Source organism: Candidatus Mesenet endosymbiont of Phosphuga atrata (assembly GCF_964020175.1).
Lineage (GTDB): Bacteria > Pseudomonadota > Alphaproteobacteria > Rickettsiales > Anaplasmataceae > Mesenet.
The window spans coordinates 1,288,962-1,310,365 of record NZ_OZ026541.1 but is presented as its reverse complement, the minus strand read 5'-3'; the positions used below and the strand labels follow the sequence as shown (position 1 = coordinate 1,310,365).

General features: G+C 32.4%; 21 protein-coding genes, 1 tRNA gene and 5 pseudogenes. 15 read left to right on the top strand and 12 right to left on the bottom strand.

The genetic code is table 11. The features are described from left to right. Positions 1 to 380: 380 nt before the first annotated feature. From AACL09_RS06285 to AACL09_RS06605, 3 genes are all read left to right on the top strand, one after another. A complete protein-coding gene (locus AACL09_RS06285; protein ID WP_339047840.1) occupies positions 381 to 1,226 on the top strand; it encodes a transporter associated domain-containing protein in 846 nt (281 codons plus the stop codon). An 844-nt stretch (positions 1,227 to 2,070) separates the two neighbouring features. Beyond that, entirely contained in the window at positions 2,071 to 2,304 is a 234-nt protein-coding gene (locus tag AACL09_RS06610) for a hypothetical protein (RefSeq protein WP_410519796.1), read from the top strand. A gap of 93 nt (positions 2,305 to 2,397) precedes the next feature. Further along, the gene (locus AACL09_RS06605; protein ID WP_410519794.1) at positions 2,398 to 2,601 is read left to right on the top strand and encodes a transposase; all 204 of its coding nucleotides are present in this window, start codon (positions 2,398 to 2,400) and stop codon (positions 2,599 to 2,601) included. Positions 2,602 to 2,996: 395 nt separating this feature from the next. Here AACL09_RS06605 and AACL09_RS06600 read toward each other — a convergent pair. The 4 genes and pseudogenes from AACL09_RS06600 to AACL09_RS06260 all read right to left on the bottom strand — a co-directional run. After that, positions 2,997 to 3,858, bottom strand: a pseudogene (locus tag AACL09_RS06600) (IS66 family transposase); the annotation flags it as partial. Between the two features lie 542 nt (positions 3,859 to 4,400). Next, positions 4,401 to 4,535, bottom strand: a pseudogene (locus AACL09_RS06270) (transposase family protein); the annotation flags it as partial. A gap of 912 nt (positions 4,536 to 5,447) precedes the next feature. Then, positions 5,448 to 6,773, bottom strand: coding sequence for a ribosome biogenesis GTPase Der (gene der, locus AACL09_RS06265; RefSeq protein WP_339047838.1), 1,326 nt, complete (start codon positions 6,771 to 6,773; stop codon positions 5,448 to 5,450). Positions 6,774 to 6,805: 32 nt separating this feature from the next. Then, positions 6,806 to 6,878 (bottom strand) — tRNA-Thr (locus AACL09_RS06260). Between the two features lie 26 nt (positions 6,879 to 6,904). On the opposite strand from AACL09_RS06260, the gene AACL09_RS06255 reads away from it, so the two are divergent. Further along, positions 6,905 to 7,033, top strand: a complete 129-nt coding sequence (locus AACL09_RS06255; RefSeq protein ID WP_339047836.1) for a hypothetical protein — start codon at positions 6,905 to 6,907, stop codon at positions 7,031 to 7,033. A gap of 20 nt (positions 7,034 to 7,053) precedes the next feature. Here the strand turns inward: AACL09_RS06255 and AACL09_RS06250 are convergent, their stop codons facing one another. Then, on the bottom strand, positions 7,054 to 7,188 hold the full coding sequence (locus AACL09_RS06250) for a hypothetical protein (protein WP_339047834.1): 135 nt from the start codon (positions 7,186 to 7,188) through the stop codon (positions 7,054 to 7,056). A 224-nt stretch (positions 7,189 to 7,412) separates the two neighbouring features. On the opposite strand from AACL09_RS06250, the pseudogene AACL09_RS06245 reads away from it, so the two are divergent. The 3 genes and pseudogenes from AACL09_RS06245 to AACL09_RS06235 all read left to right on the top strand — a co-directional run bounded on the left by AACL09_RS06245 (position 7,413) and on the right by AACL09_RS06235 (position 9,394). Continuing rightward, positions 7,413 to 8,182, top strand: a pseudogene (locus AACL09_RS06245) (transposase family protein). Positions 8,183 to 8,255: 73 nt separating this feature from the next. After that, entirely contained in the window at positions 8,256 to 9,074 is an 819-nt protein-coding gene (mutM, locus tag AACL09_RS06240) for a bifunctional DNA-formamidopyrimidine glycosylase/DNA-(apurinic or apyrimidinic site) lyase (protein WP_339047832.1), read from the top strand. A gap of 98 nt (positions 9,075 to 9,172) precedes the next feature. Next, on the top strand, positions 9,173 to 9,394 hold the full coding sequence (locus AACL09_RS06235; protein ID WP_339047830.1) for a hypothetical protein: 222 nt from the start codon (positions 9,173 to 9,175) through the stop codon (positions 9,392 to 9,394). Here AACL09_RS06235 and AACL09_RS06230 read toward each other — a convergent pair. Continuing rightward, positions 9,377 to 10,072, bottom strand: coding sequence for a hypothetical protein (locus AACL09_RS06230; RefSeq protein ID WP_339047828.1), 696 nt, complete (start codon positions 10,070 to 10,072; stop codon positions 9,377 to 9,379). The genes AACL09_RS06235 and AACL09_RS06230 overlap by 18 nt on opposite strands. A 269-nt stretch (positions 10,073 to 10,341) precedes the next feature. Between AACL09_RS06230 and AACL09_RS06225 the strand changes: the two genes are divergently transcribed. Further along, positions 10,342 to 10,599 carry a hypothetical protein gene (locus AACL09_RS06225; protein ID WP_339047826.1) on the top strand — a complete coding sequence of 86 codons (258 nt, stop codon included), beginning with the start codon at positions 10,342 to 10,344 and terminating at the stop codon, positions 10,597 to 10,599. 71 nt (positions 10,600 to 10,670) lie between these two features. Next, positions 10,671 to 12,464 (top strand): succinate dehydrogenase flavoprotein subunit, encoded by a 1,794-nt coding sequence (gene sdhA / locus AACL09_RS06220; protein ID WP_339047824.1) that lies wholly within the window; start codon positions 10,671 to 10,673, stop codon positions 12,462 to 12,464. Positions 12,465 to 12,655: 191 nt separating this feature from the next. On the opposite strand, the pseudogene AACL09_RS06215 reads toward sdhA, so the two are convergent. Next, positions 12,656 to 12,788: pseudogene (locus tag AACL09_RS06215) on the bottom strand (IS256 family transposase); the annotation flags it as partial. A 419-nt stretch (positions 12,789 to 13,207) separates the two neighbouring features. Continuing rightward, positions 13,208 to 13,360 (bottom strand): IS630 transposase-related protein, encoded by a 153-nt coding sequence (locus AACL09_RS06595; protein WP_410519839.1) that lies wholly within the window; start codon positions 13,358 to 13,360, stop codon positions 13,208 to 13,210. An 83-nt stretch (positions 13,361 to 13,443) separates the two neighbouring features. Here AACL09_RS06595 and AACL09_RS06210 point away from each other — a divergent pair, with 83 nt between their 5' ends. After that, positions 13,444 to 13,641: a hypothetical protein gene (locus AACL09_RS06210; protein ID WP_339047822.1), complete on the top strand. Its 198-nt coding sequence runs from the start codon at positions 13,444 to 13,446 to the stop codon at positions 13,639 to 13,641. 744 nt (positions 13,642 to 14,385) lie between these two features. On the opposite strand, the gene AACL09_RS06205 is transcribed toward AACL09_RS06210, so the two are convergent. Then, positions 14,386 to 15,732, bottom strand: a complete 1,347-nt coding sequence (locus AACL09_RS06205; protein WP_339047820.1) for a hypothetical protein — start codon at positions 15,730 to 15,732, stop codon at positions 14,386 to 14,388. 100 nt (positions 15,733 to 15,832) lie between these two features. Beyond that, positions 15,833 to 16,988 (bottom strand): annotated as a pseudogene (gene ubiG, locus AACL09_RS06590) (bifunctional 2-polyprenyl-6-hydroxyphenol methylase/3-demethylubiquinol 3-O-methyltransferase UbiG). Positions 16,989 to 17,209: 221 nt separating this feature from the next. Between ubiG and AACL09_RS06190 the strand changes: the two are divergent. From AACL09_RS06190 to AACL09_RS06180, 5 genes are all read left to right on the top strand, one after another. Then, a complete protein-coding gene (locus tag AACL09_RS06190) occupies positions 17,210 to 17,389 on the top strand; it encodes a hypothetical protein (RefSeq protein WP_339047814.1) in 180 nt (59 codons plus the stop codon). A 199-nt stretch (positions 17,390 to 17,588) separates the two neighbouring features. Continuing rightward, positions 17,589 to 17,786 carry a transposase gene (locus tag AACL09_RS06585; RefSeq protein WP_410519804.1) on the top strand — a complete coding sequence of 66 codons (198 nt, stop codon included), beginning with the start codon at positions 17,589 to 17,591 and terminating at the stop codon, positions 17,784 to 17,786. A gap of 28 nt (positions 17,787 to 17,814) precedes the next feature. Then, complete coding sequence (locus AACL09_RS06580) at positions 17,815 to 17,976, top strand: transposase (protein ID WP_410519803.1); 162 nt, start codon at positions 17,815 to 17,817, stop codon at positions 17,974 to 17,976. Between the two features lie 331 nt (positions 17,977 to 18,307). Then, a complete protein-coding gene (gene bamE / locus AACL09_RS06185) occupies positions 18,308 to 18,532 on the top strand; it encodes an outer membrane protein assembly factor BamE (protein WP_339047812.1) in 225 nt (74 codons plus the stop codon). A 167-nt stretch (positions 18,533 to 18,699) separates the two neighbouring features. Continuing rightward, positions 18,700 to 20,148, top strand: coding sequence for a replicative DNA helicase (locus AACL09_RS06180; RefSeq protein WP_339047810.1), 1,449 nt, complete (start codon positions 18,700 to 18,702; stop codon positions 20,146 to 20,148). Here AACL09_RS06180 and AACL09_RS06175 read toward each other — a convergent pair. Then, positions 20,145 to 20,888, bottom strand: coding sequence for a hypothetical protein (locus AACL09_RS06175; RefSeq protein WP_339047808.1), 744 nt, complete (start codon positions 20,886 to 20,888; stop codon positions 20,145 to 20,147). The two genes, AACL09_RS06180 and AACL09_RS06175, sit on opposite strands and share 4 nt — an antisense overlap. A 219-nt stretch (positions 20,889 to 21,107) precedes the next feature. Further along, positions 21,108 to 21,353, bottom strand: coding sequence for a hypothetical protein (locus AACL09_RS06170; RefSeq protein ID WP_339047806.1), 246 nt, complete (start codon positions 21,351 to 21,353; stop codon positions 21,108 to 21,110). Between the last annotated feature and the right edge of the window lie 51 nt (positions 21,354 to 21,404).

Here is a 21,404-nt window from a genome sequence, read left to right as displayed (position 1 = left end):
TACACTTAATTAAATAAATTATATAATATAATACTATATTATAAATATTGTGTTGTTGATAATTTTGATTTTTCTTTATTTTTTGGTAAAAATAGTTATTCATAAAGCTGTGGATAAAACTGTGGATAAAATCTGTAACATATGGAATATCGCATGTAATTGTTGTGAATAATATCACTGCTTATGCTGTGGATAACTATAGTTAATGTTTAATTTTGCTTATTTAATAACCTGTTGATAACCTGTGGATAAATTATGAATATTTTTTTCTTTTTTGATTTATCCACAGGTTATACAGACTTTATTAACAATAGAAGTTTTTATGGATTATTGGTTTGTTATAGAATATAAACACAAGGTTTGATCTATTGAAATTAGAAATGACCCGTGATCAGGAAAAGATCTCATCTTTAGAAAAGATAAAACGTAAGTTACTTTTATTGCTGTTTAAAAATAGCTCTACCTTTAGGAAATGTGCAACCGAACTTGTGATAAAAAATAATTTGCTATATAGCTTGAATATATCCAATAATGTACTAGAGATCTGTAATAACAGCGTAAGGGATATAATGACTCCACGTGCAGAAGTCTATGCAATTGATATAGATAAAAATGATGCAATTGATAAGTTAAAGAATAGTAACCATATAGAAGTACCGGTCTATAAGAGTAATCTTGATAATATAATTGGGTTCATACGTGTAAAAGATATACTGTTTAACTATGATAGAAATATTAATTTAAAAAGTGTGATGCACAGTGTGTTCTACGTACCACCATCAATGAAGATAGTGAACTTATTTGTAAAAATGCAATCTTCGCAAAGATATCTAGCGATTGTTCTTGATGAGTATGGTTGTACTGAGGGTTTAGTATCTATGGTTGGTATTATAAAAAGTATGATTGGAGGTATGGCTAAGAATGAGTATGATGAAAGTCTTGGTTTTTCTTTTACTAAAATAGCAGAAAACAAGTTTGAAGTATCAGCAAGAACTTTAATCAAAGAAATTGAAGATAAGTTGCATATAGAGCTTAAAAACTCTGAAGATGAGGATTATGTTACAATTAGTGGTTTAGTTTTTGCAACTGCAGGTAAGGTACCGCTGATCAATGAAGTGGTCAAGCATAAAAGTGGAGTAAAATTTATAATAAAAGAAGCAAATGAACGTTACATACAAAAATTGGTACTTGATTTAAGTGAGTATAGTAAGAATGATAAGGTTTAAAGGGATTTTATGTTCAGCTTCTGCTTCAACGGCATGGTAATGAAGAAGGGAATAAGAGGGAAGGAGATTACATGTCTGCAAAAAAGTACAGTAAAATATACAATATTAGTAGAGAAGTGCTGATGAGGTGGATAGTGTAAAGCCAAATGAGGGAGATATTTTGTATTAAGCACGTAGACTGGTGCGAAAATTTGGTTTTCCTTTATAACATTAATATAGTAAATAGGATAAAGGAAAAAATCTTAATAAAATTGTAAAAAAAATATCAGAATATATTTCTTTGATAAAGAGATTTGTGCTGTTCATGAAAAAAAAGAGAATATATAGAAATAAACACAAGTGGTGATGTTAAAGTAAGTGATAAGTACTTAAAAGCTTATCAAAAAGGAAAATAGCTAATGGTAGAAGTAGTGTCTTTATAGATGATATTCATTTTTACAGTTGTGGAAAAATAATGTTATTATACACATGACATTAATATATCATTTTTATCAGGCTGGAAATCATTAAATGCAGATAATATCATTGCAATACAATCGTATCCGTTCAGGAGAATGGTTTAAGAAACGATAGATAGGAGATTGTGAAAAGCTCTTTGTTTCCATGTTAAGTATAACGAAATTATCCGTTCAAGGGAGTGTTCAACAAACTGTGTCAAACAAGAAAAATATTAATATAAAACATGGAATGAACGAAAAAACATCGAATAAAAACAGTGGATTAGTAGACTATAAAGAGTTAGAAAACAACATATTATCGTCCATCCGAGAAACTAACTGGAAAAGGAGGAACTGCTAATCAAAAAGTTACTAGAGGCTAGTTTAGAAGGTGAAATACCTATCAAATGAAGATGAAGAAAATAATCATAGGAATGGCAAAAGTTCAAAGACTATATATACAGATGCAGACTCATTTGAGCTTTCGAGATAGGGATGGAAGTTTTGAGCCACAAAAAAAAGACAGACATCCTGAACTTGAAGCAAAAATTCTTAGTATGTTTGCCAGCGGTATGAGTTACAAAGATCGCATATTGAAGAAATTTATGACCACAAGATATCGGCAGCAGAAATATCAATGACAAATTACTACCAACGAATGGCGTAACTGCAATCTGTATATCCAATAGTATTCATATGTTTTTTAAAGTCAAAGAGGATGCGTAAGTAAATGTATGTATAACATACTAGGTATAGATCAAAATGGCAGAAAAGAAGTATTGGGCTTTTATCTGGCTGATAGTGAGTTCTGGCTTAGTGTATTAAATGATCTCAAAGTGTGGAATCGTTGCCTGTGTAGATGGACTAAAAAGCTTTCCATAAACAACGTATTTCCCAACGCAGAAGTGCAATTGTGTATAATGCATCAGATAAACTAAAATATGTATCCAGCAAAATGAATGATTTGAAGAAAAGCTTCAAATAGAGAAATAGCTGAAAATTTGAGCTGGAAGAAAAATGGGAATTTCCATGGTAGTGAAATCATGGCAAAATAATTGGGAAACTGGCTATTTTAAGTACTCAGATCCTGTTAGGAGGCTACTACCAATCCAATTGAAATAGGCAAATCAGGAAATTCACTAAAACCAAGGGCTCTTTTACCAGTACAAATGCTTTGTACAAGCAGGTATATTGTGCTATAAAAAAGGTAGAGCAAAATTGGACTATACCAAATTGGGCTTTAACTATCTCTCAACTTGATATTTTCTTTCCTAATAGATTGAAAATTCAGTTGAATTAAAATATGGTTTGACACAGTTTGTTGAACACTCCCCCGTTCAAGGAATGTATTTCCCCGCCTCGATTGTGTAAAATACGAATTTTTGCGATAAACGACATAATGACGAATTTGCCGTTCAGCGTGGTTATTTGTCAGTGGAATATTTTCTGGGTCATCCTTTCAGATTTTAAAATATTTTTTGTAACTCGAGAAGCTCCAATTGCTTCAGGTAAGTAGGATATCTCCTTCAACTTGTACGTTTTCGCAACTTCCTTGCACGTCTGGTAAATCTTAAAACTTCACTTTTTAATAAATTAGTGCAAATAATTCAGTGACTACGTTTTTTAAGTAGCAGCCCAGAATTTTGACTTCAATGTTCCAACTATGCGCTAATCTTTCAAAGTCCCTTGCTGACTTGCCTATTTTTATCAGTAAAATAATTATATGCTGCATACCTGTCGGTTACCACTAAGCTAGTATGACTGTAGCATACGTTATTTTTTAACACTTTCATTCCTCTTGATTCTGCCAATTTTATAAAACTTGCTTTGCAAATATCCAGCACCAGCCAATTTATTATAATGGCTTGCTTCATCAATATTTCACTTCTGCTTGTTTCTTGTTTTCATATGTTTTTCCACATTTTGATGCAACTCTATGTTCACTGTTTGATATGCTGCCAACACTTATACTCAAATTGAAAATGTCATTTATGATGTTTTGAATTCTTGTAATTAACGCTGCAACTACTGATTTAACTCTTGGACCAAATTATCTAGTGTAACACCTTCTGGTAATTTGCTACTTCTTCTTTTTCCGCATTTTCGACAACGGCCATGCTCTAATTGATATTCTACTACATAATTTCGGAATTCTGATGAATATATGGTTTGTCACGCATTGCAATTTCTCCTCCGAAGTATTAAGCAACCCTATCTTTACTACTTTATGTAGTTAGGTGCTCGCCTTCAGCTTTAGTATAATATACTTCAGTAGATCCCCTGAGAAACGGTATACTAGTAACGAGGTATGAGTTAGGCCAAAGCAAAAAAACCATGCTTCAAGTTCCAGAAATAATATTAAACCTCATATTTTCTGAAAATTACATGTGACATAATTTTAAATATCTTTGAATCTTATTTTCCACTCTCATCCTAAACGACGCAAGCTATGATCCTTTTGCTCCGGGGTTTTTTACGGTATTTTTTATACTTTCTGCAATTTTTGCCAACCCTAGAATCAGCATATTTTATGCTATCTACTGGCAGAACTGTTTTCGTATCTTAAACACGATGAGATTTTGAAACCTTGTCCGTTTTCTTCATTTCGGTTTTTATGTTTTCTTTTTTCCAATTCCTTCTCTTTTTGCTATCTTTTGGCTGCTGTGTCTGTCACATCTACCAAAATATTTTTTCTGGTTTTGTGATCTTGATTTTTTTCGCTAACCCATTTTTTTTAGCAAATATTTGAATTGTGTAAATTAAACAAATAGCCCAAAAATGGATGCATTATATACGTTCGGTAGTATATTAACACACATAAAATTTTGTCTTCTAGCGTTTTAATGTGATTCCGTCGCCTGTTTTTTAACTTTTTCCCACTAACTATTTCGACTATTTTTTCGCATTCTGCTATTAGTAGACCTGTTAGTTGACGGAAAATGTATTTGCCACTTTTTCATAACTTCTGCCAAAACTGCTATTTTATATCTTTCTCTCTCTTTTCATACCTGTTTCCTCACTTTCTCAGGGGGTCTCTAGTCAAACAATGTTGAATTTCTTATATCGAAGTCATGAATTTTGTCTTTAGGAGCTTTTTTAAGCAAAGAATAGGAGAATTGAATACAGTTATGAATCTTATAAGGCACAGCAAATTTCAAGAAAATAACAGCCTGTGCGAGAATCCCAGATATTTACAATATTCCTACATAAATATAAACTTTTTGTTCGCGCTTCACAAATATCAACATGAAAATATCGTATTTTTTGAAGTTTTGGCTTAATATTCTTTTTAGGTAAAGATTATGTCTTTTTAAGCAACGATGCTGCAAGATAAGGTAGTTGTTTAAAAAACAATCATCTAAAAGTTTTTGACGGTAATTCCTCTCTCTCAGATAATTAGGGCCTATAGTTCTATAGAAGTTTCCATTTTAAGACCGTTTTAGGATTCAGGTTATATTGTTTACTTAACTGCGTGATTGTAAGCGCTGTAATTCTGTTCGCACAGCGTACGTTGTCTTGTGTGTAATATCTGTCCCACAATATCTCCTTTTCTACTAAGGAATAACTTACACCATTACTTGTTGGGACTATAACAGCTAGCCAATCTATTATCTAGAGTTTATATTCCCATGTACTAAATCAGTACCTTAAAACTCATGGAAGCAAAAACTTTCTCAACTTTTTAAATCCTCCACAAAAATCGCCTTTAATCCAATAAAATTTTTATATAAGTTTCTCATATTTGTTACTTTAAAAACTTTATATTTCGCACTACAACAGGTTACTACTTTTTTATACTAGAGTAAGGATTTTTGCTTTTTTTAAAAATTAGTTTAATTGGTATTCCTTCCATATAAAATGTTTCTCTTAAGTTATTGAGCAAGTAACGCTTGTAGCTTTCTTCAAGGTTTTCTGGTGTATTGCACATTATAACAAAGGCTGGTGGTCTTATGCTAATTTGAGTTATATATTTTAATTTTACCGATCTTCCTTTAGCTAAAGGAGGACTGTGTTTTTGGATAGCAGCTGCAAACCATCTATTGAGCATTGCAGTACTAATCCTTTGGTCAAAGAAGGTATAAAGCTTAAGGCATTTATCTATTACTTCTGTGCAGCGAACATTTTTAAGTGCCGAGGTTGTAATGATTGGAGCGCTGAGGCTAAGCTCATATTGTTTTATGAACTTAAGTAATTCTTTGCGATCGTTGCTATTAATTAAATCCCACTTGTTTAAAACTATAATCAGCCCTCTACCTTCATTCATCGCTTGCGCTCCTATGTGAAGATCTTGGCGTTCAATGCCAAATACCGAATCTAAAAGTAAAATCACTATATGTGAGCGCCTTATGATATCCAAGCTATTTTTTACAGAAATGGCCTCTAAATCATCTATAACTTGTGTTTTTTTACGAATTCCTGCGGTATCGATAAGAGTAATTGAACGACCATTATGGTCATAAATTGTGTCTATTGGATCACGTGTTGTTCCTGATTTTTCATCAGTAATAACTCTATTGCTGCCAAGTATACTATTTAAAAATGTAGATTTACCCACGTTTGGGCGACCAACAATTGCAATTCTAATATTAGTACTGCTGCTATTTTCTAGTTTATTTTCTTTGTAGAACTGAGATATAATTGGGCTCAATACTTCATATAAATCTGCCATACCTAAGTTATGCTCAGCGGAAATATATACAGGACCTAAGAAATCAAAATGCTGCAGATAATTGGCATCACAAGATTTTTTACTTTCACACTTATTTACTATAAGTATTATGGGTTTTTTGGTGCGTTTTTTTAGCCATTTAGCGAGCTCTTTATTCTGCTCACTCAAACTAGCATCGATTAAGAAAAATGTTAAATTGGCTTCATCAATTGCTAGTTCTAATTGTTCCATTACTTGTTGCGAGAAGGTAATTTTTTCATCCCAACCGCCTGTATCAACCAGCTTAAATGAGAGATCACTAATTCTCCCCATGCCTTCACGCCTATCTCTAGTGACACCAGCGATACTACTTACTATAGCTGATTTGCGACCAATGAGCCTATTGAATAAGGTTGATTTGCCAGCGTTTGGTAATCCAATTATTGCAATTTTAAAAAACATAATTTATAGTGGTGCTAAATATGATTTTATTGTGCCATTACCAAGAGTTGAACTTGGGACCTCGTCATTACCAATGACGCGCTCTGCCACCTGAGCTATAACGGCTATAATACTTTAGGTTATTTGTAGTTATGGAAAAGTCAAAAAGAAATAAGACTGAGGAAAATAAAAAACGCCTAGCTGTAGCTTTAAAACGCAATATAATCAGAAGGAAGCAAAAAGAGCATAATACAAAATACAACAAAAATTTAGTGAAGTAATGTAATTAAAAATTACATTACTAATTATTCACTACATAATTCTTACTACTTTCTTCTACTTTTGCAGCATTAAAGGAAGTACTGGGATTATTATCTACATTAGATGTTTTAGCTCTTTTAGTGAGGTTGCTATTATCACGCACGTATTCATCCATCAAGTGTTAGATAAATGTATGTTCTCATACTCAGTACTATTATTACCATAACAAATACCCTTCTAAAGTATCCTATTTAAAATTGAACTGAGAAATTTTAACATTCACATATATCTAAATTGTTAACTATTTTAACATATTTTATTTAAAAATAAAATCTTTTATCCATTAGACTTCTTTCGAAAGAAGTCTAAAATAAGAAAAGAGGAGATTTCAAAATGGAGATAAAATATAAAATAGTAAAAGAGTTAGAGGATGAGAAATTTCGCAAGGAGTAAAAAGGTCAACATTTGATAAAATAGTAGAGAGAAGCAAATAAGAGAAAAAAGGCTAAAGGTGGTAGGAAAAATAAATTAAGTGAAGAGGATATGCTGCTTATGGTATTGGAATATCTCCGTGAATATCGAACATATTTTCATATTACGCAAAGCTATGGGAGAGTGCAGCTTATAAAACGGTAAAGTGGGTAGAATAATAAAGCACCAAGATTTTGTGTTACCGAATCGAAAAGAATTGTTAAAAAATGATATGGAATATGAAGTTTTAGTAATAGATAGTACAGAAACACCTATAGAAAGACCCAAAAAAAGCAACGAATTCAGGTAAGAAGAAAAAACATACACTCAAAACTCAGTTAATTATAGGAAAACAGAACAAAAAGATTATATGTACATCTTTTTCGAACGGTATGATTTTAGGATGTTTAAGGAATCAAAACTACATATATTACCAGACGTTAAAGTTCTGGCAGATAGTGCCTACAGAGGAATGCAGAAGCTGCATAAAAACGCGTATTTGCCTCACAGAAAGACGAAAAAGAAGCCATTGAATAGGGAACAAAAGAAAAGGAACTTATGAGTGAAAGAGTAATAGTAGAAAACATAATTGGCTTGTTGAAAAGATTTAATCGGATAGATATAGAAACAGACGTAAACGTTTTGCTCTGAGGTTCAATTTAATCGCTGGTATTTACAATTTTGAACTTTCTATTTGAGTTTCGAAAGAGGTCTATTGATTGGTAGTAAAAAATACCTATTTTAAAACATATAATAAGAAAAAAACAACATATGCCAGAGTTGCCCGAAGTTGAAACAATTTGTAGGTTCCTGCACGCTAAGCTTTTAAAAAAGAAAATAATTGATATTAAAGTTAATCAAGCAAATTTACGTATGCCTATAACGCAAAACATCAATGAGATGATAAAGAGTGGTGTAGTAACTAATATCAGGCGTAGAGGGAAGTATATAATTTGGGAAATGAGTAACTCTGCATTGGTTATAATCCATCTTGGCATGAGTGGTAAATTATTATACTTTGATAGACAAACGCCAATAAGCAAGCATGATCACGTTATATTTCTTTTAGAGGATAGCAGTAGTATAATTTATAATGACCCTAGAAGATTTGGTCTGGTTGTAGCGATAAACTCTAAAGAGGAAGGGAAGTTTTTTCAGCATTTAGGGATAGAACCGTTAACCGATGGTTTTAGCGGCAGTACGCTTAAGCAAGTACTAACTGATAAAACAGCAAGTATTAAATCAATATTAATGAACAGCAAGATAATAGTTGGCATAGGTAACATATACGCTGCTGAAAACTTATTTCTTGCTGGAATTTCGCCATTTAAATTAGCCAAGGATTTAAGTCAAGAAGAATGTGATAAACTTGTAATAGCGGTAAAAAATACTCTAACTTGTGCAATAAATGCAGGCGGATCAACACTTAAAGATTATGCCAAGCCTTCAGGTTCACCTGGATATTTTCAACACCATTTTAAAGTGTATGGCAGAGCTGGCAAGCCTTGCATAATTTGCCACAATACTATTCTATCAGTGCGGCAAAGTGGTAGGAGTACTTTTTATTGTAGTAAATGCCAAAATTTTTAAGTGCTGCTGCTAAATTTAGATTAACCAAATTTATATCATTAGTTAGTATATTAATATATGGGATTGATTTTTATTAAAATTTTAATATAATAGCTCTTATGTGGAAAAGATTTAAAAATTTTATATTTAGCCTAGTTCGTTTACTCTTATTTAAAGATGTTTTGATATGTGGTGAAATTATTAATGAGTTACAAGTTCAAAACAGTGTAGCAAAAGAGGATGAGTCTCACAGTATTACTTTAAATGAAGGATATGGATTATCTCAGGCAACTGTTTCTTGTAGAGATTCTAAAGGAGCTGAACTACAAAGCAACTTGTAGCTCTGCTGGAGTTACATCTGGACTTTCAATTTGGGTGGAGCTTTTCTTTTCAATAGTTAATTGTAGGGTATACCCAGCTATCATCATAAACATACATATCAATCTTATCGTGTTGCTGAAGTTAAATGTATATGTAATGCTATTGCCGCAATCTATTATTTTATTCTCTATAATAAAGTATCCATATTTTTCTGTAACATTGATTACCTTACCTATAAGGTCAACTATTGTAAGAGATAGCATTGCAAATGAAATAGCAAGCAAGAATTTCTCTCTCTTTCCTCTTTTGCTACTTTGATAATCTTTACATTTACAATATCTTTCTATGGAAGAAGACATAAATAACTTTAGAAACTTCGTTGTAAAGCTGACGATAACATATCCACTCAGTGGATTTACATAATCAATAAGCTTAAGGCCAATATCTAGGGTATCAATCAAACCTACAAGTTGCCTGATTGCATCAACAGAGTAACATGTGATGGCGATAGAATAACGTACTTTCTTTAATTTTTTTATATCTTCCGAACATTTGTGTTTTAATTCTCTTAAACTATCTGTTGAAAACTTCAGCCATACTAAATTACTGATTAATTTAAGACAGAACAATGCTATCCAAAATCTGACTTTATTTTGGCTACTGAAATTGAATGGTAACAATATGGTAATAAGAAACATCGATACGAATGCGATGGTATCAATTTTGCTAAGTATAGTTTTGAAATTGCATTGCGTGCTTATACTTTTAGCAACCGTCATGTTTGTTTTGGGGTCTTAAAGTAATTTAATTATATAGTTTAAAATGAAATAGAATAAAATGTTTCTTTTTGATTGAGAAATATTAATTAATGCAATTATTTTCCTAAAATAAACGCTCATTAAAGTTAAAAAATTGACTTTAAGCATAAAAATATATATACTTTTATATATAACAGTAGGTTAATAATATGAAAGCAGAACTAACTCTCAATAAAAAATCACTTCTTTATGGTGCATTAACAACATTAGCTTTCTTAGGCATAGCAGCTACATTGTATTTTTCTTCTCCTAAGCAGTCTGCACAAACGTTTGCCATAATTTTAACGGCATTATTGATTCCTGGAGCACTAATAGCGGGACTTATGCCATATTGGTGTGCTGAACCGAGCCATGATTTGTCTGGTGTGGGAGTTGCCACTACAGGATCAAGAGATAAAAGTGAGTGACAATATTCCCGATTTAAAATTGATTTTTTGCTGATTGTTAACTACATTATATTCTTTTAGTTAAGAAATTTATGAACAACACTGCATATAAAATCACAGAACATGAATATGATGTAATAGTTGTTGGAGCTGGTGGTGCAGGGCTACGTGCAACTTTAGGCATGACTGCTGAAGGTCTTTCAGTTGCTTGTATATCTAAGATATTTCCAACACGTAGTCATACTGTTGCTGCTCAAGGTGGAATTAGCGCTGCACTTGGTAACATGTCAGAAGATGATTGGCGCTGGCATATGTATGATACAGTGAAAGGATCAGATTGGCTTGGTGATCAGGATTCTATAGAGTATATGTGTAAAAACGCCATGCAAGCAGTAGTTGAACTTGAGCATTATGGAGTGCCGTTTTCACGCACAGACGACGGCAGAATATACCAAAGGCCATTTGGTGGCATGACAACTGAATTTGGTAAGGGAAAACCTGCAGTTCGTACTTGCGCTGCTGCAGATAAAACCGGTCATGCAATTCTTCATACCTTATATCAACAATCTTTACGCTTTGGAGCTGAGTTTTTTGTTGAATATTTTGCTATTGATCTGCTTATGGATGAGGATGGAAAATGCCTTGGTGTTCTTGCTTGGTCTTTATGCGATGGCACGCTTCATAGATTTCGTGCCCATATTGTAGTGCTGGCAACAGGTGGTTACGGACGGGTTTATTTTTCTGCAACTAGTGCGCACACCTGCACTGGTGATGGCAATGGTATGGCCCTTAGAGCAAAACTACCGCTTGAAGATATGGAGTTTGTACAATTTCACCCAACTGGTATTTATGGTTCTGGTTGCCTTATGACTGAAGGATGCCGAGGAGAAGGTGGATACTTAATTAACGCTAATGGCGAGAGGTTTATGGAGCGTTATGCTCCCAAGGCAAAAGATTTAGCTTCGCGTGATGTTGTAAGCAGAGCTATGACAATGGAGATAAGGGAAGGTAGGGGAGTTGGCCCAAAAAAGGATCATATATATTTAACCATAGCACACCTTGATCCTGAAGTGATAAAACTTAGACTGCCTGGGATCAGTGAAACTGCAAAAACTTTTGCTGGTGTTGATGTAACACGTGATCCAATCCCAGTTATTCCAACAGTACATTATAACATGGGTGGAGTTCCAACCAATTATCATGGTGAAGTGTTAACAGTAAGAAAAGGCAAAACCACAGTTGTACCTGGTTTATTTGCAATTGGTGAAGCTGCGTGTGTTTCAGTGCATGGTGCTAACAGGCTCGGCTCTAATTCATTACTTGATTTGGTTGTGTTTGGTCGCAGTGCAGCAATGAGAGCAAAAGAATTACTAAAATCCAGCAATGCAAATAAACCCTTAAATAAAGAAAGTGAAGAACAGATTATAGACAGATTTGATAAGATGCGTTTTGCTAGTGGTAAAACCCGCGCATCTAGCATTCGCAGCAAGATGCAAGAGACTATGCAAGAATATGCGTCGGTTTTTCGCATAGCTGAGTCTTTAGAGGAGGGCAAAAAGAAAATAAGGGAAGTTGCAACTGCTATGTCTGATGTAGCCATAAGTGATCGTAGCATGGTTTGGAATAGTGATTTAGTTGAGGCATTAGAATTGGCCAATATGATACCACAAGCAGTTATCACCATGGAATGCGCAGCAAATCGCAAGGAAAGTAGGGGTGCTCATGCGCGTGAAGATTTCCCAGAACGCAATGACAAAGATTGGATGAAACACAGCTTAGCTTGGCTTGATGATGATTACAATATAAAAGTTGATTACAAAGAAGTATCTACAAAAACCCTAAGTAGTGAGATTGATTACTTTCCACCAGAGAAAAGAACGTATTAATATTTCGCCATAGATATAAAGTTTTAATTGTGCTTTAGAAGGTGTCTGCAAACTCAAGGATGTGCTAGTTTACGTAACATAACGGTCGTCATATTAAAGAAGATATTGGTTTTAGAAGTGGTAGAAGAATGTTCATAATCCTTACTCATGCATCTAAAATTCGAAAGCCAGGGAGTGTTCAACAAACTGTGTCAAAAACTCAACTGAATTTTTAATCTATTAGGAAAGAAAATATCAAAAAGCCCAATTTGGTATAGTCCAATTTTGCTCTATCTTTTTTATAGCACAGTATAATTGCTTGTACAAGGCACTTGTACTGATATAGTAAATTCACTTTAAATCAGGACTATTGGAAAGCGCGATAGATAGCTAAATTTATGTTTTGTGCATCAGTTTTCTAATTCTAGACTTTAAAAAAATGCTCAATTGGATTCAGATCTGGTGGATATGGTGGCAAAAATATCAATTTGAATTTTTAATCAAATTTTTCGTTTTTACGGATTTGTGAAATGAAGCATTATCACAGACTATAACTTCGTTTTTTCGAAGCATAAAAACTTCTCTATATATATATTTCAAATACGTTGCTGTCCCACTAAAAAACATCGGAACCTCTTTTTCCAGCAATTATACTAGTGATGTTTTCCTGAAATTTTTGCAATAACTTTTTCTCCTTTAGAACTCTATAAAGTCCCTTATCTATCCCGCATTCGTCAATATATATAATGTTTTCTTTATCTATTTTATTTTATAAATTCTTGACGTCTTTGCTCATCTTTGCTTTGTTTACTCTTTTTTACGCTCAAGTTTCTTAGCTTCTTTAACCACTCGAAAATAGTGCTTCTTCCAATTTTAAAAACCCTACAAGCTTCAGCTTTCGAATATCCAGAGTTTATAAATTCTATTACTTTTTTTCTTAAGTCTAACGAATGTCATATCTTTTATTCTCACAAATCTATTATTTTTAATAATAGTCCTTTTGTATAGTGAATTCACTATAGATGCTGGCTGTGTAGAAGGAGCTTTTCACAATGCTGCCTGCATTAATCATAAAGAAATTGTAGAGTTGCTTTCAAAGCACGAAGTTGTTGATACTAAAGATAGTGATAAAGTATTAGCATCTCAACTAAATGAAGTTAGTACAGAATCTGTAAACCAATCTCAGCACATTGTATAAAAATTTGATGTAGGGGGTTCTCTCACCTTATATACTCAAGTAAGAATGAATTTTAAAAGGATTAAAAATATTTGTAAATTTTTTGCTTCTATAGATTTTCAGGTATTGCTTATAATGGGGATACCAATCTGGAGAGATAGGTAGTAGAGGCTATTCTTAGGTGATAGAGTACTGATAGTGAATATACTGAATAAGATCTATCCGTGACCTAACCTAGCCGTTTTAGGATTTTTTCTTAAAATAAGGTTTTTGTAGCTTTTAAACACAAAAGCTATGGCGCTCCCAGCATCAGCTGGTAGCTTCCTGTGGTGGGAATCCGCAGATCAAAGCTATTTCCTCTCTCTGATGTTATCACTCGCTTCTCTCCAGATTGGTGATAAAAAGGTCGAGAAATGAAAATCTAAAATAACTCAGAGAGCTTTACTCATTTTTAAATAATTTAAAATCTTTCTTAGTAAATTCAACCACTATGGATTTCTAATCCATAGTGGTTGAATAAAGAATAAATAAAATTAATCTTATCAATAGTCTTTCATCCCTACTAATATATAGTTAATGGAAATATCATCTACCAATTGCTACTGATTATTTGTTACGCTGTATTTTATTCCTTTCATATCTTTTAATGCTACATTATTTTCACGTAGATACCTTATAACTTCTGCTGGTTAGGATAAACTTACTCCAGCAATGAGTGCCAATTGGCAGCCATTTCAGCTGCCCCCTAATAGCAAACATACACAGTTAGCCCTTAATACTATTTAAAAGCTTATCAAGTACCATTTCTATTCTAGTCATTTGTGTTTGAATAGCCTTATAATTTTCACCAATTATTTCTTTATATTCTCGTTTAGCTTTTTCAAGATGTTGATCAATCTCTTTTAAATGTGCTTCTCTTAAACCATCTTCTATTTTTATAAGGTGTAAAAATGACTCCATCTGTGCAATGTTCATTTGCTTTAAATTTTCTATTTGTTCTAGAATATCACTTCTAATATCTTCTGATCTTTCTGCTATTCTCTCTTCAATTAAACCTTTATCCTTTAAATTAATTTCTGCTAATATAATTTTTGACTTTTCTTCCATATTTTGAGGACTTAAGATATACTTATAGTCTGAAAATATCTTATTACGTTCAGCTTTGCCATCAATATCACGCTGATACTGCTCTTTCAGTTCATTCCAGTTTTCTGATATGAGAAGACGACGATAACCGTAATGAAAACTTCCACTATTTGGATCATCAGATTCATCTTTATGAGAGTAAAAAATATTCTTCCCACCTTCCGATAAAACTATTCCAACTGTTTCGTATAATGCACTTGTATTACATCTCTGTGTATACATAGTACCATTATAATCTATGTGGAATTTTATATTAAACCCTGAATCAAGATAAGGAATTTTATCTTTTATTTTTTGTTTTTTAGACTTACCTAAAATAACACCTTGAGTTATAAACTTTTCTTCAAATTCACTTTTGTTCTTCATATAGTTAATCGCTCTATCCACAGCATCTTTCGCTAATTGACGTAACTCGGTCCTTGAGGTAACCATCATAAATTGTGCCTCAAAACTTTGAAAGAGATCAAATCCTGCGTTTACTAACATTCTTCTAAAATCAGCAGAGCCTTCTTGGGAAAAGTCTACCAATTTTGACAATTCAGTTACTTTTCCTAAATGGTAATTTTCACCTATTTTATTTATTTCATCTGCTATTAAATTAGTTGATACGGATTTTACTACGCCCCCAACCATAGGAATTTTTCCAGCTGCAAAACCAATCAACCCTCCTAGAGCGTCATTTGTAAGTTTTGCAGATTTTCCTGCTTTTTTAATCTTTCCATCTAGCTCTAAACTGTATAATGTTAACTTCTCTTCAAATTCTTCAACAAAATATCTAACAAAATGCTCTAATTTATTAGACACTTCATTAATTTCAACATCATTAACTATTTGCTGATTTTGCCCAGATTCTGATATAACATCATTCATTTTTTCAACTTCCATTTTATCTTTAGCTATAGCATCAGATATACTTATATTAATAAGCAAACATAAACTTAATAATAGCGTTCTATGAAATTTCATTTATGATCCCTCATATAATAATACACTTAAATAACATTAGTATGTTTAATATACAATTAAAAATTAAGAATCTACAAATCTTATGATTAAATTTTAATTTTTAAGCTGTTTTCACTCCAGTCAATATATAATTGACAGAAAGATTATCCGTTAATTGCCACTGATTATTGACTATATTATATTTTATTCCTTTCACATCTTCTACAGTTATACTATTCTCACGTAAATACTTTGCAACCTCTGATGGCTTAACAAATTTATTCCAACTATGAGTACCTTTTGGCAACCATTTCAATATATATTCTGCTCCAATTATAGCAAATACAAATGATTTTATAGTTCTATTTAGAGTTGATATAAAGATTAGGCCTCCAGGCTTCAATAGATGGACAGATTTTTCCATAAAAAAAGCAAGGTTATCTACATGCTCTATTACTTCCATACATAATATCACATCATATTTATTTTTTTTCTCTAATTCTTCAATGCTTGTACATTTATATTCTATTTGTGCTAGCCCTACCTTTTTAGCATGCAGCTGTGCAGCAAGGATGTTTTCTTCACATACATCTATTCCTAAAACTTTTGCCCCAATGCGAGCTATTGATTCTGATAAAATACCACCACCACAACCTATATCTAGTACCGACATTGAGCTTAAATCTTTGTTTACTTTTGCTTTTATTTGCTTAGTAATATACGAAACACGCACAGGGTTGATTATATGTAAGGGTTTAAATTTCCCATCTTCATCCCACCATTGATCCGCATATTGAGAAAATTTTGATATTTCTTGATAGTTAATAGTTTTCATATTCCCATTCAGTAAGCTTGTTAATACGTAGCATATGCCTACCTCCTGCAAATTCTGTAATCAAAAATTGTTCTATAATTTTTTTTGCCATTTTATTAGCTATATATTTAGCACCAAGACAAAGAATATTTGCATCATTATGTTCGCGTGCTAGTCGTGCGGTCTCAACGTCATGACATAAAGCAGCCCTTATTTTTCGATGCCTATTAGCTATAATACTCATTCCTATTCCAGTATTACAAATTAATATGCCATATATTGATTCACCATTTATTATGCTGCTAACAACAGCATCAGCATAATCTGGATAATCAACTGACTCTGTTTTAGAGTAGCAACCAAAATCATAAACTTTATGACCCAGATTTTCCAGGTATAACTTGATTACTGACTTTAAACTTACACCATTATGATCAGAAGAAATAGATATAGATTCTGACATACGTTTTTCTATATTGAAAAATAATATTTATAACTAATGCTCCAGTCAAATACAATTGATCTGCACTTGCTGTTTCAAATATTTATTTATAGCTAACTAAAATAAGCTTGCCCTAGATTGGATTTTATGATAATAGAGGCATATTGAATAAAAAGCATAGATTAAAAATGCCAAGATGAAGATTTGCGTGAGCGTGTTTTAAAAGTGGTAGACGAGAAAAAATGACAATGAAAGCTATGAATGGGATGTTCAGTATTGACAGAAAAACACTGTATTGGTGGAGAAAAAGAAGAGAAGAAACTGGAAGTATAAAGCTAGCCTATAGCTACCAAATAGGTCATAGGAGCAAGATTAAAGACATGGATAGCTTTTTCAAATTTTTGCAAGATAATCAAGGCTGATATAAGTAATTGAAAGATTTGGCAATATGTGCAAAGAGACAGCATATAATTATCTAAAAAAAGCTGGCTATACATATAAAAAAACCTTTCTTTATCAAATAAAGTAAAGAATTCAAAGCAAAAGTAGCTAAAATAAACGAATGGTATTTATAGATGAATTGATGACAACGAATTTTATACATATCCAAAAGGTAAGAGATTGTTTACTGAAAAACCTGCATTTAAGAAGAAAAGGATCAGTATTATTGGAGCTTTAAATCATGGAAAAGTTGGCACGCCATGTGCATTTGAGGGATATTGCAACAGTGAACTTTTTGAGGTTTATATTAAAAATATACTAGTTCCTGAATTGAAAACTGGACAATCCTTGATAATGCAAGCTTTTATAAGTCCGTAAAAATTAGAAAACTGATTGAAAATGTAGGGTGTTGTTTTTGCCGCCATATTCACCGGATTTGAATCCAATTGAGCATTTTTGGTTTGCAATTAAACATGCTGTGAGAAAAATGCTACCAATTTTCTTGCCAGATATTAATGTTGCTGTTAATTTTATTTTTCAAAAATCGGAGAAAGCTTATCTGTGTTAGCTATAGAAGTAGTAAGTGAGAAAGTGTGTCACTAGAACAACTAGGAAATAGTAAAGAAAAAGGCAGGTAATTTTATCTATGTTTTATAGAAGATGCTGCTAATATTAAATTGACTGTATATACTTATCAGTCTGGCATTCTATTTAGTTATAAAAATTTGACAAATTTAATAATATAAATACACAATAGTAGCAATGATACTATACTTTAATAATCTCTCAATATGCGTGTTTTCTCTATATTATGTTTGATTTTACTGCTCGGTTTTAAGCCAGTTATTTATGAACACGGCTATTCTTCTTTGGACATGGAATTGCGGGATAGAATAAAGTTGGGAGATAGTAAGGAAGCAGTAGCAGATTTGCTTGGTAGCCCCACTTTTTCATCAAAGCATGATGATAAAATCTGGTATTATGTATCAAGTAAAATAAAGCAATATCGTTTTTTTCAGAAAAGAAAATGCAGCAGTAAGTCTTTGCAAATTACCTTTAATGATAACAACATAGTGGATTATATTAATTATATAATTATTCCTGAGAAAAAATGTGGTGAATAAATATAATATTTATTTAAATTTGAAAATGCATATTTTCAATGATACGGCCCTTATGGGTTTACAGTAATACTGGTATATAACATCACTTTTTTAAATTAAATAATTATGATTTTTCCTCCAATCTTAAAAATTATACTGTAGAATGAAATATTAACGAATTATTGTTAATGACAGAGATTAACCATTTATTACAAACTTCGAATCTAGAAAAAGAAATATGCAAACTGCCACGTAATATAGAAGCAGAGCAGATATTAATTGGCGCAATGATACGCAATAACGGAATTTGTGATGCTGTGGAAGACATAATCAAGGCAGAAGCGTTATATGAGCCACTGCATCAGCGTATTTTTGAGCAGATCATTAAAGTCAGAAAACGTAGTATTGTTGCAAATGAGATGAGTTTGGAGATGTTTCTTAAAGAAGACTCAGGATTTGTTGAATGTGGAGGAGTGCAGTATTTGGCAAGGCTTGTAGCTAAAGCAAGTATAGCGCTTGACATTCACAGTATTGCAAAAATTATATGGGATACTTACCTAAGAAGATGCTTAATTGAAATTGGGCAAGGTATTATAAATGATAGCTATAGCTATGATATTGAAAGCCCTGCACAAATACAAATAGAGCAAGCCATGACAAAGCTATTTAGCCTAGCAATTACAGGACAAGCTGAAAGAACTTATGCAAAATTATCTAGCTCAATAGCAGAGGTCATAGAAAAAGTAAATTTGGTAAAACACAACCCAGAGCTACTTGGCATAACGACAGGATTTCATGATTTAAATCAACTTTTGGGAGGTTTGCAAAAGTCTGATTTATTAATTCTGGCTGCAAGGCCCTCAATGGGTAAAACGGCATTTGCGCTTAATATGGCACTAAATGCTTGCAAAGCTCTACAAAAAAACACTGAAGAACAACACGTAGGTTTTTTCTCACTTGAAATGTCGGCAGAACAGTTAACTGCAAGGCTTATGACCATAGAGTCTGGAATAAGTTATTATAAAGCTTTAACAGGAAAGATTAGCGATTTTGAGCTACGTAAATTTTTAACTACCAGTAGTAAACTATCGGATCTTCCGCTAATAATAGATGATACTCCAGCACTGTCTATCAGCACTCTGCGCACAAAAATAAGGCTTTTATATCAATTATATAACTTACGGGTAGTATTTATAGATTATTTGCAACTGCTAAGAGGAACCACAAAAAGAAGTAGTGAGAACAGAGTACAAGAAATATCAGAAATTACCCAAGGGTTAAAAGCAATTGCCAAAGAACTTAATATTCCAATTATTGCGCTGTCACAACTTTCTCGTTTGGTAGAACAAAGAGATGATAAAAAACCACAGCTTTCTGATTTGCGTGAGTCGGGAAGTATAGAGCAAGATGCCGACATAGTAATGTTCTTATATAGAGAAGAATATTATGAGTTAAGAAAGCAACCAGATGAAGGCAGTAGCAAACATAGGGATTGGCAAGAGAAAATGGAAAAAATTAGAAATATTGCAGACCTCATCGTTGCGAAACAACGAAACGGCCCCATAGGTAACATAAAATTATACTTTAGCTCAAGCGAAGGGGTATTTAAAGATTATACAGGAAGATATGATATTTAAGTTATAAAATTGTTGTACCTAATACCATTTCTCATATAATCATCTGTTCTTTTTGTGAATTTATCAAATGGTTCCAATGTTATTTTTTTATTTGGTTCATTAGATTTAAGTAATTTATCACGTTCTTTCATCTCTTTTAATTTACTATTCATTTCATAACCCAGTTTAGGCCATAAATTTGTATATGTTTCTCCATTTGAATATGAATTATCTACAAGTTCTGAACTCGGAGTATCAACTTGTAACTGTGGTGATGGCATAGGATTAAAATAACTAGAGCGAAGATAATCATATGGAATATGTTGGATATCAATGTTATGACATTCTTGATTCATTTGACCTATAGCTTTTTTAGTATCTTGAGTAACACTCTTATCATCTAATTGTTGACTGCTTACAGTAGATTTTATAGATGAATTAGGTTGTAATAGGGGATTAGTATCATCAGCAGTCTTACTTTTTTGTTGCAGATTGTCCGTAACAGGATCAATGCTAACACACTTTAAGTCAGATTTTTTAGTTGTTGTAAGTACGCAGAACATAGTGAATGCACTGAGTGTTATATATGCTAAAGAAACTGCTGCTGCAATAAAAACCCAATTTCTAGCATCAAGGTTTTTATCAAACAAATTTATTTTAGATGGAGTAGCTCCTATAAATAAAGTAAACCCTACTACTGCCGTGGCAGCTAGTGTTGTTGAGCAATATAATGCTACTCCAAATTTCCCCCAACCTGACACTTATCCCCCTAAATAGTCAGTTTCAGTATAATATATAAATTCTTTTATATCAACTGCGTAAAAAAAGCAACTTACTGTAGGTGAGTAGCTTTACTAATGATTAACTATAAGTTCATTTATAATTATAATCCCTTCATTAATTAACTTACTTCTACAAGATAAGAAGGATTTTAAATCATACCTAAGTTATAGAGATATACACGTTGAATATTTTTATCATTACATTGATAAGTAACTAGATTTATGAGCATTAACAACTGCATCTTTTATTTTAGAACCCACTCTGCAAAGTTGAGAAAAGCTAGAAATAGCAAAAATTATTCCAGCTGCAATAACGATCCCATTATTGATGCTACGATTTCTATCAAATAGTGCAACTCCTAATATTGCAATCCCTGCTACTGCTGCTGCAAACCCTAATATACTTGATACTACTGATATTTTTGCTCTATTATTATTTAACATTTTATCCCCCATTAATTATTATATTAAAAGTATAATATGTAATCTCTTAAT

Coding starts and splice junctions, on each gene's coding strand:
- AACL09_RS06285 (WP_339047840.1), top strand. CDS start 381: ATGACCCGTGATCAGGAAAAGATCTCATCTTTAGAAAAGATAAAACGT.
- AACL09_RS06610 (WP_410519796.1), top strand. CDS start 2,071: ATGAAGATGAAGAAAATAATCATAGGAATGGCAAAAGTTCAAAGACTA.
- AACL09_RS06605 (WP_410519794.1), top strand. CDS start 2,398: ATGTATAACATACTAGGTATAGATCAAAATGGCAGAAAAGAAGTATTG.
- der (WP_339047838.1), bottom strand. CDS start 6,773: ATGTTTTTTAAAATTGCAATAATTGGATTACCAAACGCTGGCAAATCA.
- AACL09_RS06255 (WP_339047836.1), top strand. CDS start 6,905: ATGGAAAAGTCAAAAAGAAATAAGACTGAGGAAAATAAAAAACGCCTA.
- AACL09_RS06250 (WP_339047834.1), bottom strand. CDS start 7,188: ATGGATGAATACGTGCGTGATAATAGCAACCTCACTAAAAGAGCTAAA.
- mutM (WP_339047832.1), top strand. CDS start 8,256: ATGCCAGAGTTGCCCGAAGTTGAAACAATTTGTAGGTTCCTGCACGCT.
- AACL09_RS06235 (WP_339047830.1), top strand. CDS start 9,173: ATGTGGAAAAGATTTAAAAATTTTATATTTAGCCTAGTTCGTTTACTC.
- AACL09_RS06230 (WP_339047828.1), bottom strand. CDS start 10,072: ATGTTTCTTATTACCATATTGTTACCATTCAATTTCAGTAGCCAAAAT.
- AACL09_RS06225 (WP_339047826.1), top strand. CDS start 10,342: ATGAAAGCAGAACTAACTCTCAATAAAAAATCACTTCTTTATGGTGCA.
- sdhA (WP_339047824.1), top strand. CDS start 10,671: ATGAACAACACTGCATATAAAATCACAGAACATGAATATGATGTAATA.
- AACL09_RS06205 (WP_339047820.1), bottom strand. CDS start 15,732: ATGAAATTTCATAGAACGCTATTATTAAGTTTATGTTTGCTTATTAAT.
- AACL09_RS06190 (WP_339047814.1), top strand. CDS start 17,210: ATGACAATGAAAGCTATGAATGGGATGTTCAGTATTGACAGAAAAACA.
- AACL09_RS06180 (WP_339047810.1), top strand. CDS start 18,700: ATGACAGAGATTAACCATTTATTACAAACTTCGAATCTAGAAAAAGAA.
- AACL09_RS06170 (WP_339047806.1), bottom strand. CDS start 21,353: ATGTTAAATAATAATAGAGCAAAAATATCAGTAGTATCAAGTATATTA.